This window comes from Pseudomonas sp. JR33AA, from assembly GCF_021378985.1.
Lineage (GTDB): Bacteria > Pseudomonadota > Gammaproteobacteria > Pseudomonadales > Pseudomonadaceae > Aquipseudomonas > Aquipseudomonas alloputida.
In genome coordinates, this window is the sequence record NZ_JAJSAW010000018.1 from 1 (window position 1) to 12,450 (window position 12,450).

A 12,450-nucleotide genomic window follows, 5' to 3' on the forward strand; every position below is an offset into this window, starting at 1 on the left:
CGGCAACAGCAACAGCAACAGCAACAGCAACAGCAACAGCAACAGCAACAGCAACAGCAACAGCAACAGCACAGTACAATTTTGCCTTGTTATTTCCATTGACTGTACCGGCCGGTGACTCCGCATAATGACGCCTCGAATTCACCCGGAGGTGGCATGAGCAAGACAGTCCTGGTACTGGTGGAAACCGTCGACGATTACCTGCCCATGCTGGAGCAGGCCGGTTACCACCTGATTCGTGCCCCTTCGCTGCAACTGCGCGCTGATGCCATTCATCGCCACGCCGAAGAAATCGAAGCAGTACTCACCCGTGGGCCGCTGGGGCTGTCCGCCGCAGAAATTGACGCACTACCCAGATTGCAGATCATCTGCGTGATCGGCGCCGGCTACGAGCAGGTCGACCTGGCCGCTGCCGCCGCCCGCGGCATAACCGTTACCAATGGCGCTGGGGCCAATGCCGCGGCCGTCGCCGACCACACCCTGGCCCTGCTGCTGGCGCTGCTGCGCGACATCCCCCGTGCCGATGCCAGCACGCGGCGCGGTGAATGGAACCGGGTGATCAGCCCCTCGGTGAGCGGCAAACGCCTGGGCATTCTCGGCCTCGGCGCAGTGGGGCTGGCGATCGCCAAGCGGGCCCACTTGGGCTTCGACATGCACGTCAGCTACCACAGCCGCACACCACGCCAGGGAGTGCCCTATACCTGGTACGACAGCCCTAGGCACTTGGCTGAAGCCGTCGACATCCTGGTGGTGGCCACCCCCGGTGGCGCCAACACCCGGCATCTGGTCGATGCCCACGTGCTTCAGGCCTTGGGCGCTGAAGGCTATCTGGTGAACATCGCCCGCGCCAGCGTGGTCGACACACAAGCCCTGGTTGCCGTATTGCAGCGTGGGCAGCTGGCTGGCGCCGCGCTGGATGTATTCGATGACGAACCGACAGTCCCCGATGCACTCAAGGCCTTGCCCAACACTGTGCTCACACCCCACGTGGCTGGCCAGTCGCCAGAAGCCGCGCGCGACACGGTGGCCTTGGTGCTGCGCAACTTGCAGGCGTTCTTTGCCGGTGAGCCAGTGTTGACCCCTGTACGGCCGTAACCTTTTTACAGATATCTGCCTGGCAGCGCCCAGGTAACCAGGAGCGTGTGCATGCAACTCGAAATTTTCCAGGTCGATGCCTTTTCCACTGAACCGTTCGGTGGCAACCCGGCCGCAGTCATCCCGCTGGAAAGCTGGCTGCCGGACAATGTGCTGCAGCGCATCGCTGAAGAAAACAACCTGTCAGAAACAGCCTATTTCGTGCGCAAAGGCGAAACGTTCGACCTGCGTTGGTTCACCCCCACCGTGGAAGTCGACCTGTGCGGCCATGCTACCTTGGCCTCGGCTTACGTGCTGTTCGAGCAACTGGGTGAGCAGGCGCAGGTACTGCGCTTCAACACCCGCAGTGGCGAGTTGCGCGTCAGCCGCGGCACTGATGGCTTGCTGGCCATGGACTTCCCGGCCAAACAACCCGTCGCGGTGGACACGCCAGCGGGCCTGCTGCAGGCGCTGGGCTTGAGCCAGGCGAAGGCGGTGTACCGTAGCGACGATTATGTGGTGGTGATCGATGACGCCATGCTGCTCGAAACGTTGAAACCCGACTTTGTTGCGCTGTCGGCCTTCGACGTCCGTGGCATTGCCGTGACCGCGGCAGGGCGTGGCTTTGACTTCGTCACCCGCTGGTTCGGCCCGCGGGTTGGTGTGAATGAAGACCCGGTAACCGGCTCGGCGCACACTTCGCTGGCACCGGTATGGGCCCGAAGGCTGGGCAAGAACGTGCTGAGCTGCGAGCAGGGCGGGGCACGCAAAGGGCAGTTGCAGTGCGAAGTGCCGGGCAATGGCCGCGTCATCATCAGTGGGCGGGCGGCGTTGTACATGCGTGGTAATGCATACATCTAGCCGTAAGTGCGATGCCCTGTAGCAGACAGCCCAGCCCTTTTGGGCCGCGCTGTCTTGCAGGGTAAAAAGGCAGCAAGCAGGCTGCTTTTGCGGCGGGCTTCTATAATTGCAGGCCCACCTTTGCGTTCAAGGAGCCACCCATGGCCCTGGAAAAACAAGGCACCTGCCTGTGCGGCGACACGCGACTTACGGTCACCGTCGACAATACCCATATCAGTGCTTGTCATTGCAGCATGTGCCGCAAGTGGACCGGCGGCCCGCTGCTGGTGGTGCACTGCAGCAAGCCTCCGCTGATCGAAGGGCGTGCTCCCAGCGTCTATGATTCGTCCGACTGGGCCCAGCGTGGTTTCTGTGGCCGCTGTGGTACGCACCTGTACTACCGGCTCAAGGCCAACGACTACCATGCCGTGCCGGTCGGCCTGCTCGATGGCGACCAGGCGTGGGATTTTGACCTGCAGATCTTCGTCGAACAGAAACCCGCGTGGTACTGCTTCGCCAATCAGACCAAGGAGCTGTCCGGCCAGGAAGTGTTCGAACAGTACAGCTGATTCAACGTCATGTTTATGCGCAGGCGTTGCGTTGGCGAATGCCTCAGTATCCTTCCCGCGCGAACTTGCCAAACTGGTGCATTCCTGAGAAAAGGGCGGTTTTGTTTTTCAGCGTTGGAGTGTACCCGTGAGCCAAGAACTGCAGATCATCGATCTGGTCGAAGGGGACGGCAAAGCCGCCGTCAAAGGTGCCCTGATCACCACTCAGTACACCGGCTGGCTGGCCGATGGCAGCGAGTTCGACTCGTCCTGGTCGCGCGGTAAGCCGTTCCAGTGCGTAATCGGTACCGGCAGGGTCATCAAAGGCTGGGACCAAGGCCTGATGGGCATGCGCGTTGGCGGCAAGCGCAAGCTGCTGGTACCGGCGCACCTGGGGTATGGCGAACGCAGCGTAGGGGCGATCCCGCCGAACTCGGACCTGACGTTCGAGATTGAACTGCTGGAAGTGCTCACGCGGGATGATTGAGCGTTCGCGTTGCAACCCGGGGTGCTTGCACCTTACACAATTGTGCAACACCCAGCCCCTAACCTAGGCCTTGCCCAGGGAACGGCATCTACCTCCAGGGAGGAACCAAACGGGTTCAGGGCACTCTGACCCTCACTCGTGCCAAGGATGGCATTCACTACAAGGGCGCCCTGCAACTGGCCCGGGCGATGTGACGGGTAAACCCGATTTTCTCTGCCACACGAGCCTGCCTTGATGAAGTTGCCCACATTCTTTCGCCGTCGCCGTCACTTGCTGCTGAGCCTGGTACTCATTGCCATCGCCGCGCCATTGGCACTGGAGGCTATCGAAGGTCGGGCACAGCCGGTGGATGGCACTCAAACCCTGGTGTTTTTGCGTCATGGCGAGAAGCCGGGCGAGGGGCTCGGGCAGTTGAACTGCCAGGGCCTCAACCGTGCGCTGGACCTGGCCACTGTACTGCCCGAGCGCTTCGGCAAGGCCGACTATGTGTTTGCCGCCAACCCCACGCGGCATGTCGAGGAAGGCAGCAAGGATGAAAGCTACAGCTACATCCGCCCATTGATGACCATCACCCCCAGTGCCATCCGCCTCGGCTTGCCGGTGAATATCGACTACGGCGCCAACGACACCGCTGAACTGGCCGATGAGTTGCTAAGCGACAAATACCGCAATGCGACCATCTATACCGCCTGGTCCCACGGCTACCTGCCGGAACTGATCAACACCGTGGCCGGCAAGGCCCTGGGGGAGGAGCGGGTGATCACCGAGGACTGGAGCGGCGAAGACTTCGACACCCTCTACGTACTGACCCTGACCTGGCACGATGGCAAGGCCAGCCTGCTGAGCCGCAATGTGCGTCAGGGCCTGAATGACGGTGCGCATAGCTGCCCGACCTGATCCGCTGGTACTGTTTGGCAAGGAAGCCGGAACAGGGATGAGCGATGAAGCAGCGGGTAACGGTGATCGGTGGAGGAGTGGTGGGCCTGGCGACGGCTTATGCGCTGGTTCGGGAAGGGCGGTCGGTTGATCTGATCGAGGCCCGCGACAGCCTGGCGTCGGCCACCAGTTTTGCCAATGGCGGGCAATTGTCTTATCGCTATGTGGCGCCGCTGGCGGATGCCGGGGTGCCGTGGCAGGCGCTGGGCTGGCTGTTGCAGGGCGAGTCGCCATTGCGCTTGCGCTTGCGCATGGACCCGGCCCAGTGGCGCTGGCTGCTGGCATTCACCCTGGCTTGCAGGCGTAGCGTCAATCGCCGTAATGCCGGGCAATTGCTTGAGCTGGCGCTGTACAGCCAGGCCATTCTGGCGCAGTGGCGCGAAGACCAGAACCTGGGGGATTTCGCCTGGCGGCGCAATGGCAAGTTGGTGGCTTTTCGCAGTGAACGGGCCTTTGCCCAAGGCCGGGAACAATTGACGGACCCGGCCAGTCAGCAGGTGCTGGCGGCTGCCGAGCTGCGTGCGCTGGAGCCTGCCCTGGATGGCGCACCGTTTGTGGGAGGCGTGTTCACGGCGAGCGAAGAGGTTGGCGATTGCCACTTGTTTTGCTTGCGGCTGGAGGCGCTGTTGCGCGCGTCCGGTCAGTGCCGCTTCCTGCTTGGCCGCCCGGTGACGCAATTGGTCCAGCGCCAGGGCCAAGTCGTGGCATTGCAACTGGGCGATCAGCAGCTGGACGTGGCGCAGTTGGTGCTGTGTGCCGGGCATCGCGGCCCAGGCTTGGCATTACCGGGGGTACAGATACCGGTTTACCCGCTGAAGGGCTACAGCCTGACCGCACCGATCAGCGCCGGGCACCTCCCCCCGGAAGTGAGCCTTACCGACTATGAGCGCAAGATCGTCTATGCCCGCCTGGGGCAGCAGCTGCGGGTGGCGGCGATGGTGGACATTGTCGGGTTCGACGAGTCGGTGGACATGCGCCGTTTGCAGAGCATGCGACGGCTGGCGCTGGAGACGCTGCCGAGGGCGGCGGATTATGGCCAGGCGGTGGAGTGGGCAGGGATGCGACCAGCGACACCTACCGGCGTGCCGATCATAGGGGGGACGGTGTACCGCAACCTGTGGCTGAACCTGGGGCATGGGGCGTTGGGGTTCACCTTGGCCTGTGGCAGTGCGCAGCGTTTGGTCAGGATGATGCGTTAAGCGGGCCGGCCTCTTCGCTGGTCCTGTAGGAGCGGCTTTAGCCGCGAAGAGGCCGGTACAGGCAAATGAAGGATCAGCGGCCGAAGCGCATCGGCCAGCCCACCACTTTCTTCGCCCGTGGCGTGGCATAGGTGCGCACTTTGGACGTGCTCAAACCCATGCGCACCAGCGATTCGGCAATGGTCACCGCTGCGCTCACACCATCCACCACCGGCACGCCGGTGCGCTGGCGAATCTGCTCGTCCAGCCCGGCCATGCCGCCACAACCCAGGCAGATCACCTCGGCCTTGTCGTCACGCACGGCGCGTTCGGCCTGCCCGACAATTGCCTCCACGGCCCGCAGCGGGTCGGCTTCCAGTTCCAGCACCGCCAGCCCGCTGGCTCGCACCGAGGCGCAACGGTCATACAGGCCTGAGAGCTTCAGGCGGTCCTCGATCAATGGCACGGTGCGGTCGAGCGTGGTGACTACGGAATAGGCGTGGCCCAGGTACATTGCCGTGCTGGCGGCGGCGTCGGTGATGTCCACCACAGGTACGTTGAGCAGTTCCTGCAGGCCTTCGCGGCCATGTTCGCCATAACCAGCCTGGATCACGGCATCGTAGGGCCCTTCAAAGGCCAGTACCCGGTCCATTACCGCGATGGCCGCCAGGTAGCTCTCGAAATTGCCCTCCACCGATTCGGCGCCAAACCAGGGCGTGAGGCCGACGATTTCGGTACCGGGTGCGGCCACCGCACGGGCCTGTTCGGCAATGGCATGGGTGATGGCTTCGGTGGTGTTGACGTTGGCGATCAGAATACGCATGGGCAGTCCTCCCTGACTAATGGCTGCTGTGGTCAACGGCGATGCACTCGCCGCTGATGTCGTGGTATTGGCGGTTACGTGGGGCGATCAACAGATAGAGGGCGGCGGCGATGCCGGCGCCGATCAGCCAGGAGAACGGCGCGATACCCTGGAAGTTGGGCACCAGGGCCAGCACGATGGCCAGCAGTGCGGCCGGCACGAAGGCGGCCACGGCGCGCAGGTTGATGCCCTTGCTGTAGTGATAGGCACCGGCCGGGTGCTCGGTATACAGCTCTGGCACGTTGATGCAGCCTTTGCGCAGCAACCAGTAGTCGGACATGATCACGCCGTACAGCGGGCCGAGCAGGGCACCCAGGCCCGACAGGAAATACACGATCACCAGCGGGCTGTTGTACAGGTTCCAGGGCAGGATCAGCACCGCCAGGGTGGCGCTGATCAGCCCGGCACGGCGGAAGTTCAGGTGGCGCGGTGCCAGGTTGCTGAGTACGAAGGCCGGGGCGACGAAGTTGGCCATGATGTTCACCGCCACGGTAACGATCAGGAAGGCCAGGCAGCCGAGCACCAGGAATGGCGTGCTGGGTATGGCGGCGACGATCTGCGTCGGGCTGTCGATGATCTGGCCGTTGATCTGGAATTGCGCACCGCACAGCACCACGGTGATCACGGCGAACACCAGGATGTTCACTGGCAGGCCCCAGAAGTTGCCGACGCGGATGGTCTTGCGGCATGGCGAAGAGCGGGCGAAGTCACAGAAGTTCAGCACCAGGGTGCCGTAGATCGCCAGCCACAGTGCGCCGCCGGCAAAGATGTTGCGCCACATCTCGTAGCCGGTCAGCGGGGTAGCCACCGACCAGGCAATGCGCGCGTCGGCCTTGAAGTACATGAACACCGCCAGGGCGGCGACGGTCAGCAGGATCACAGGCCCGGCAAAGGCCTCGTAACGGCGCACCATCTCCATGCCGTAGGCCAGGATCACCAGCTGCACCAACCAGATCGACACGAAACACACCCAGCCCAGACTCGACAGGCCGAGGATGCTGTCGTGGTCGTAGGCTGCCATTTGCGGCCACACGGCGGTGAGCAGCACCCGCAGCACCACCGATGCCAGGTAGGTCTGGATGCCGAACCAGGCGATGGCGATGACGGCACGGATCAGCGCCGGGATCTGCGCGCCGTGGATACCGAAGGCAATACGGCTGATGACCGGGAACGGTACCCCGGTTTTCTGGCCCATATAACCCGACAGGTTCATGAAGAAGTACACCAGTGCCGCGCCGATGGCCAGCGACAGCAGAATTTGCCAGCCGCCCAGTCCGAGGGCGAACAAGCCCATTGCGAACGAATAGTTGGCGATATTGTGCACATCGTTGGTCCACAGCGCGAAGATGCTGTAGCCGCCCCAGCGACGGCCTTCCATCCGCGTTGGCGCAAGGTCGCGGTTATGCAGCCGCGGGCTGAGAACAAGGTCCGGCTGGTGGCCGGCAAGCGTGGACGCGGGGTGTGTGCTGGCGACGGATCGTTCAGGGGCAAGGTCGAGGCTGCTACTCATTCCGGCGGGCTCCTGATGCACATGGACTGCGATGAGCGGGCATGCGCACGGGCTCGCCATCTCGTCGGTGCAGCGTTGGCATCACAGGGTTGTGGGCCGCGGCGGCCGACATTGGGTCGGCGTCGCGGATTCTTGTGTATCTATGTTTTGTTTAAGTTGTATACAAAACACGAACACACAAAAGCGAGTTCCATGCCAAGGGAAGAGCAGGGTTCAATAGGCGATCATTTCGAACTTAACTTGTTGAAAGATAAGTTGATGAAATAAAGAGGATATAAGTTGACCGAATGAACAATTTTATATTTTTGGAAGATTGATTAGTTGATCATTTTGTCAAAATAATGAGCCGGAAGTGTGTAACGAATTGGGGCGCTACTGAAGAAAGTGCACACAAAAATGGCACTTATGGTTACGTTTTTGTGTACAAAAAATAGTCAGCTTCGCCTAAGCTGGCCTCCTCGCGGGTGCGCCCACGAAGAGGCCGGTACAGGAGCCAATCAATCCATTGGGGGCAACCGTCGCTTGACCGGGCTTTTCTTGATGATCGCGGTATTGGTCTCAGCCAGCACGTTCATGAGGTCGAGCAGCGTGTCCAGCTGCTCCATCGAGCGCACATGCAGCCGGGCGACGAAGCAGTCTTCGCCAATGACCTTGTCGCATTCGGTGAACTCAGGGATGGCAATGATCTGGCGCTCCACCTCCTGCAGCTTCCCCGGCAGTGGACGGATGCGCACGATTGCCTGTAACTGGTAGCCAAAGGCGCGCGGGTCGACCTCAACGGTGTAGCCGCGCAGCACGCCACGCTCTTCCAGCCGGCGTAGGCGCTCGCTGACGCTGGGTGCGGACAGCCCGCTGATCTGTGCCAGCGCCTTGAGCGAGCGCCGCGAGTCTTCCATCAGTGCGTTGATCAATAGTTGGTCGATGGCATCGGTCATACTCACCTCATCAGGCGATTCGTGTTATTTGCCTTGATAGTAAAGGCAGGTACGCGAATATGCCTTGGTTATCCGCTGGATGGCCAGGGTGCAGCCTTTGCATACTGTTGCCATCATTAACAGGAGGTTTGAGATGGACAGTTCATTGCGCCGTGGCTCGCTGGAAATGGTCGCCGCCATGCTGATTTCCGGGACCATTGGCTGGTTCGTGCTGGTGTCCGGCCAGCCGGTGCTGGATGTGGTGTTCTGGCGCTGCGTGTTCGGTGCCGTGACCTTGCTGGCCATTTGCGCCGCGTTTGGTTTTCTGCGCCCAGGCGTGATCAGCCGCACGGCATTTTTGCTGGCGATGGTCAGCGGGGTGGCCATTGTCGGCAACTGGTTGCTGTTGTTTGCTTCGTACTCGCGGGCGTCGATTGCCATTGGCACGGCGGTTTACAACGTGCAGCCGTTCATTCTGGTTGGGCTGGCAGCGCTGTTCCTGGGCGAGAAAATCACCTTGGCCAAGGTCACCTGGCTGAGCGTGGCGTTTCTCGGCATGCTGGCCATCGTCAGTGCCCATGGTACAGGGCAGGGTGGTGGTGAGGACTACCTGCTGGGCATCGCCCTGGCGCTGGGGGCGGCATTGCTGTATGCCATCGCTGCGTTGATCATCAAGCGCCTGAGCGGCACACCCGCGCACCTGATTGCGCTGATTCAAGTCACCACTGGGGCGCTGCTGCTGGCGCCTTGGGTCAAGCTGGGTGGCTTGCCGGTTGAAGTGCCGGCACTGGCCAGTTTGCTGACGTTGGGCATGGTGCATACCGGCCTGATGTATGTGCTGCTGTACAGCGCCATCCAGCGTTTGCCCACGGCATTGACCGGTGCGCTGTCTTTCATTTACCCGATTGCGGCCATTCTGGTGGACTGGGTGGCGTTCGGGCATCGCCTGGCGCCGTTGCAGTGGCTGGGTGTGGCATTGATCCTGCTGGCGGCGGCGGGGATGCAGCAGGGGTGGTGGTTCCGCTCGGCGCGGCAGCCTGTAGGCGCGGGTTTACCCGCGAAGAGGCCCGCAAGGTAGAATGCCGCTTTTTGCCAGCCTGCGACCCACCATGACCTCGCCAATCGCCACCCTCGAGCAACACCTGCTCGCCGCCCTCGACCCTGCCCCGCAGGAAACCCGCCGCCTGTTCCACGGCCGCGGCCGCTGCTGGCCGGGCCTGGAGCAGGTGACCGTCGACTGGCTCCAGGGCGTGCTGTCGGTCGCCTTGTTCCGTGAGCCGCTCGAAGGCCAGCTCGCCGAACTGGAAGCCATGCTACGCAGCCTGGCCGAGCGCCCGCAGTGGACGGGTCAGACTGTCATCATCCAGCACCGTTACCTGCCCGACAGTCCGGGCCAGTGGCTGCTGGGCGAGCCGTGCCAGCAACGCGAAGTGATCGAGGACGGCCTGACCTACCTGCTGGACCTGGGTGTGCGGCAAAACAATGGTCTGTTCCTCGACATGCGCTATGGCCGCCGCTGGGTGCGCGAGCAGGCGGCGGGCAAGCGCGTGCTGAACCTGTTCGCGTATACCTGCGGCTTTTCCGTGGCAGCGATTGCCGGTGGCGCTGAGCAGGTGGTGAACCTGGACATGGCCAAGTCGGCCTTGTCGCGGGGCCGGGACAACCACCGCCTCAATGGCCACGATGCTTCGCGGGTGGCGTACCTGGGGCATGAACTGTTCAAGTCGTGGGGCAAGGTGCGCAAGTACGGGCCTTATGACCTGATCATCATCGACCCGCCGACTTTCCAGCGTGGCAGCTTTGTGCTGACCCAGGATTACGCGAAGATTCTGCGGCGTTTGCCGGAATTGTTGAGCGAAGGTGGGACGGTGCTGGCGTGTGTCAACGACCCGGGGATCGGGCCTGAGTTTCTGATCGAAGGCATGGCAGAGCAGGCGCCTTCGCTGGCTTATGTCGAACGCCTGGAAAACCCGCCGGAGTTTCCAGATGTGGACCCGGCGGGGGGCCTGAAGGCCTTGGTGTTCCGCCGGGTTTGATGTTGCTTGTGCGTTACTGACCGGTGTAGATCTGGTCAAACACCCCACCATCATTGAAGTGGGTCTTCTGCACGGTACGCCAGTCACCGAAGGTCTTCTCCACCGACAGGAAGTCCACTTTCGGGAAGCGATCGGTGTACTTGGCCAGTACCGTTGCATCACGCGGGCGCAGGTAGTTGTTGGCGGCAATCTCCTGGGCTGCGGGTGACCAGAGGTACTTCAGGTACTCCTCGGCCACGGCCTGGGTGCCTTTTCTGGCCACGACCTTGTCGACCACGCTTACCGGCGGCTCGGCTTCGGCCGACACGCTCGGATAGACCACTTCGAACTGGTCGCGGCCAAATTCGCGGGCGATCATCTCGGCTTCGTTCTCGAAGGTGACCAGCACGTCACCGATCTGGTTGGTCATGAAGGTGGTGGTGGCGGCACGGCCACCGGTGTCCAGCACGGGTGCCTGCTTGAACAGCTTGCCGACGAAGTCGCGAGCTTTGCTTTCATCGCCGCCTTGCTTGAGTACGTAGCCCCAGGCCGACAGGTAGGTATAGCGGCCATTACCCGAGGTTTTCGGGTTGGGCACGATCACCTGCACACCGTCCTTGAGCAGGTCGGGCCAGTCTTTGAGGGCTTTCGGGTTGCCCTTGCGCACAATGAACACAGTGGCCGAGGTGAACGGCGCGCTGTTGTTCGGCAGGCGGGTTACCCAGTTGTCGGGCACCAGCTTGCCGTTGTCTGCCAGGGCGTTGATGTCGGTGGCCATGTTCATGGTGATGACATCGGCCGGCAGGCCATCGATCACCGCACGGGCCTGCTTGCTCGAACCGCCGAAGGACATCTGCACGTTGACCTTCTCGTTGTGCTCGGCTTCCCAGTGTTTCTGGAAGGCCGGGTTGTAGTCCTTGTAGAAGTCGCGCATCACGTCGTAGGAGACGTTGAGCAGGGTGGGCGCGGCCTGGGCGAGGTTACCCAGGGCCAGGCCTGCGGCGAGCAGCGAGGCGGTGAAGAGTTTTTTCACGATGCTTCCTTGTTCTTGAAGGGTGTTGGGGCAGATTGCCAGCGACTATAGCGGGTGGGTCTATACGGGTTAAAGAACAAAAAATGCTTTGGTTATGCTTCTGCCTGTATAGGCCTGTTCGCGGGTAAACCCGCTCCTACGGGGGACCGCGCACGTCCGTGGTCCTGTAGGGGCGGGTTTATCCGCGAAGAGGCCGGCGCAGGCGCTATCACGCCTTGGGAAACAACCCATTCCCACAGCGAGAGCAGAACGCCGCCCCGTGCTCGTGGGTCTTCTTGTGGCAGGTTGGGCAATCATGCTGCAGCTGCTCCCCACGCATGGCATTGGCCAGCTCTGCCGTGAAGATGCCGGTCGGCACTGCGATGATCGAGTAACCGGTAATCATCACCAGCGACGACAGCACCTGCCCCAGCGGGGTCTTCGGCACGATATCGCCAAACCCCACGGTGGTCAGGGTAACGATGGCCCAGTAGATGCCTTTTGGGATGCTGGTAAACCCGTGCTCAGGCCCCTCGATCACGTACATCAGCGTGCCGAACACGGTTACCAGGGTCGACACGCTGACCAGGAACACGATGATCTTCTGCTTGCTGCCGCGCAGCGCCTCCATCAGGTAGTTGGCCTGTTTGAGGTACGGGCTGAGCTTGAGCACGCGGAAGATCCGCAGCATCCGGATTACCCGGATGATCAGCAGGTATTGCGCGTCGCTGTAGTACAGCGCGATGACCCCCGGCACGATCGCCAGTAAATCGACCAGGCCGTAGAAACTGAAGGCGTAGCGCAGCGGCTTGGGCGAGCAGTACAGGCGGGTGAGGTACTCGGCCAGGAAAATCGCGGTAAAGCCCCACTCGATGCCGGCCAGCAGGCCGGCGTAGCCTTGGTGCACCTCATCGATGCTGTCGAGGATCACCGTGACCAGGCTGGCCAGGATGATCAGCAGCAGGATCTTGTCGAAGCGGCGACCGGCTACGGTGTCGGTCTGGAAGACGATGACGAAGAGCCGCTCGCGCAGGCTCGCTGGGTTGTTCATTGGCTCGTTCCACAAAAGCGATG

13 protein-coding genes are annotated in these 12,450 nt (G+C 62.0%); 8 read left to right on the top strand and 5 right to left on the bottom strand.

What is annotated here, in order from left to right; translation table 11 throughout:
- The first annotated feature begins 156 nt into the window (after nt 1-156).
- From LVS58_RS21490 to LVS58_RS21515, 6 genes are all read left to right on the top strand, one after another.
- Nucleotides 157-1,095 (top strand): 2-hydroxyacid dehydrogenase, encoded by a 939-nt coding sequence (locus tag LVS58_RS21490; RefSeq protein ID WP_233692722.1) that lies wholly within the window; start codon nt 157-159, stop codon nt 1,093-1,095.
- 51 nt (nt 1,096-1,146) lie between these two features.
- The gene (locus LVS58_RS21495) at nt 1,147-1,935 is read left to right on the top strand and encodes a PhzF family phenazine biosynthesis protein (protein ID WP_233692723.1); all 789 of its coding nucleotides are present in this window, start codon (nt 1,147-1,149) and stop codon (nt 1,933-1,935) included.
- 140 nt (nt 1,936-2,075) lie between these two features.
- Nucleotides 2,076-2,483, top strand: a complete 408-nt coding sequence (locus tag LVS58_RS21500) for a GFA family protein (RefSeq protein WP_233692724.1) — start codon at nt 2,076-2,078, stop codon at nt 2,481-2,483.
- Between the two features lie 127 nt (nt 2,484-2,610).
- Nucleotides 2,611-2,949 (top strand): FKBP-type peptidyl-prolyl cis-trans isomerase, encoded by a 339-nt coding sequence (locus LVS58_RS21505; protein ID WP_003254365.1) that lies wholly within the window; start codon nt 2,611-2,613, stop codon nt 2,947-2,949.
- A gap of 234 nt (nt 2,950-3,183) precedes the next feature.
- A complete protein-coding gene (locus tag LVS58_RS21510) occupies nt 3,184-3,846 on the top strand; it encodes a histidine phosphatase family protein (RefSeq protein WP_233692725.1) in 663 nt (220 codons plus the stop codon).
- Between the two features lie 44 nt (nt 3,847-3,890).
- Entirely contained in the window at nt 3,891-5,084 is a 1,194-nt protein-coding gene (locus LVS58_RS21515) for a D-amino acid dehydrogenase (protein WP_233692726.1), read from the top strand.
- Between the two features lie 73 nt (nt 5,085-5,157).
- Here LVS58_RS21515 and LVS58_RS21520 read toward each other — a convergent pair whose 3' ends face one another.
- The 3 genes from LVS58_RS21520 to LVS58_RS21530 form a co-directional block, all read right to left on the bottom strand.
- Complete coding sequence (locus tag LVS58_RS21520) at nt 5,158-5,886, bottom strand: aspartate/glutamate racemase family protein (protein ID WP_014590181.1); 729 nt, start codon at nt 5,884-5,886, stop codon at nt 5,158-5,160.
- Nucleotides 5,887-5,902: 16 nt separating this feature from the next.
- The gene (locus tag LVS58_RS21525; RefSeq protein ID WP_233692727.1) at nt 5,903-7,435 is read right to left on the bottom strand and encodes an NCS1 family nucleobase:cation symporter-1; all 1,533 of its coding nucleotides are present in this window, start codon (nt 7,433-7,435) and stop codon (nt 5,903-5,905) included.
- Nucleotides 7,436-7,932: 497 nt separating this feature from the next.
- On the bottom strand, nt 7,933-8,370 hold the full coding sequence (locus LVS58_RS21530; protein ID WP_233692728.1) for an Lrp/AsnC family transcriptional regulator: 438 nt from the start codon (nt 8,368-8,370) through the stop codon (nt 7,933-7,935).
- Nucleotides 8,371-8,503: 133 nt separating this feature from the next.
- Here LVS58_RS21530 and LVS58_RS21535 point away from each other — a divergent pair, with 133 nt between their 5' ends.
- Together LVS58_RS21535 and LVS58_RS21540 are read left to right on the top strand one after the other, a co-directional pair.
- Nucleotides 8,504-9,427, top strand: coding sequence for a DMT family transporter (locus LVS58_RS21535; protein ID WP_233692729.1), 924 nt, complete (start codon nt 8,504-8,506; stop codon nt 9,425-9,427).
- A 31-nt stretch (nt 9,428-9,458) separates the two neighbouring features.
- Complete coding sequence (locus LVS58_RS21540) at nt 9,459-10,385, top strand: class I SAM-dependent methyltransferase (protein WP_442796505.1); 927 nt, start codon at nt 9,459-9,461, stop codon at nt 10,383-10,385.
- Nucleotides 10,386-10,398: 13 nt separating this feature from the next.
- Here the strand turns inward: LVS58_RS21540 and LVS58_RS21545 are convergent, their stop codons facing one another.
- A complete protein-coding gene (locus LVS58_RS21545; protein ID WP_233692731.1) occupies nt 10,399-11,397 on the bottom strand; it encodes a sulfate ABC transporter substrate-binding protein in 999 nt (332 codons plus the stop codon).
- Nucleotides 11,398-11,605: 208 nt separating this feature from the next.
- Nucleotides 11,606-12,427, bottom strand: coding sequence for an ion transporter (locus LVS58_RS21550; RefSeq protein ID WP_233692732.1), 822 nt, complete (start codon nt 12,425-12,427; stop codon nt 11,606-11,608).
- Nucleotides 12,428-12,450 lie beyond the last annotated feature (23 nt).

Coding starts and splice junctions, on each gene's coding strand:
- LVS58_RS21530 (WP_233692728.1), bottom strand. CDS start 8,370: ATGACCGATGCCATCGACCAACTATTGATCAACGCACTGATGGAAGAC.
- LVS58_RS21525 (WP_233692727.1), bottom strand. CDS start 7,435: ATGAGTAGCAGCCTCGACCTTGCCCCTGAACGATCCGTCGCCAGCACA.
- LVS58_RS21535 (WP_233692729.1), top strand. CDS start 8,504: ATGGACAGTTCATTGCGCCGTGGCTCGCTGGAAATGGTCGCCGCCATG.
- LVS58_RS21500 (WP_233692724.1), top strand. CDS start 2,076: ATGGCCCTGGAAAAACAAGGCACCTGCCTGTGCGGCGACACGCGACTT.
- LVS58_RS21495 (WP_233692723.1), top strand. CDS start 1,147: ATGCAACTCGAAATTTTCCAGGTCGATGCCTTTTCCACTGAACCGTTC.
- LVS58_RS21515 (WP_233692726.1), top strand. CDS start 3,891: ATGAAGCAGCGGGTAACGGTGATCGGTGGAGGAGTGGTGGGCCTGGCG.
- LVS58_RS21490 (WP_233692722.1), top strand. CDS start 157: ATGAGCAAGACAGTCCTGGTACTGGTGGAAACCGTCGACGATTACCTG.
- LVS58_RS21510 (WP_233692725.1), top strand. CDS start 3,184: ATGAAGTTGCCCACATTCTTTCGCCGTCGCCGTCACTTGCTGCTGAGC.
- LVS58_RS21550 (WP_233692732.1), bottom strand. CDS start 12,427: ATGAACAACCCAGCGAGCCTGCGCGAGCGGCTCTTCGTCATCGTCTTC.
- LVS58_RS21520 (WP_014590181.1), bottom strand. CDS start 5,886: ATGCGTATTCTGATCGCCAACGTCAACACCACCGAAGCCATCACCCAT.
- LVS58_RS21540 (WP_442796505.1), top strand. CDS start 9,459: ATGACCTCGCCAATCGCCACCCTCGAGCAACACCTGCTCGCCGCCCTC.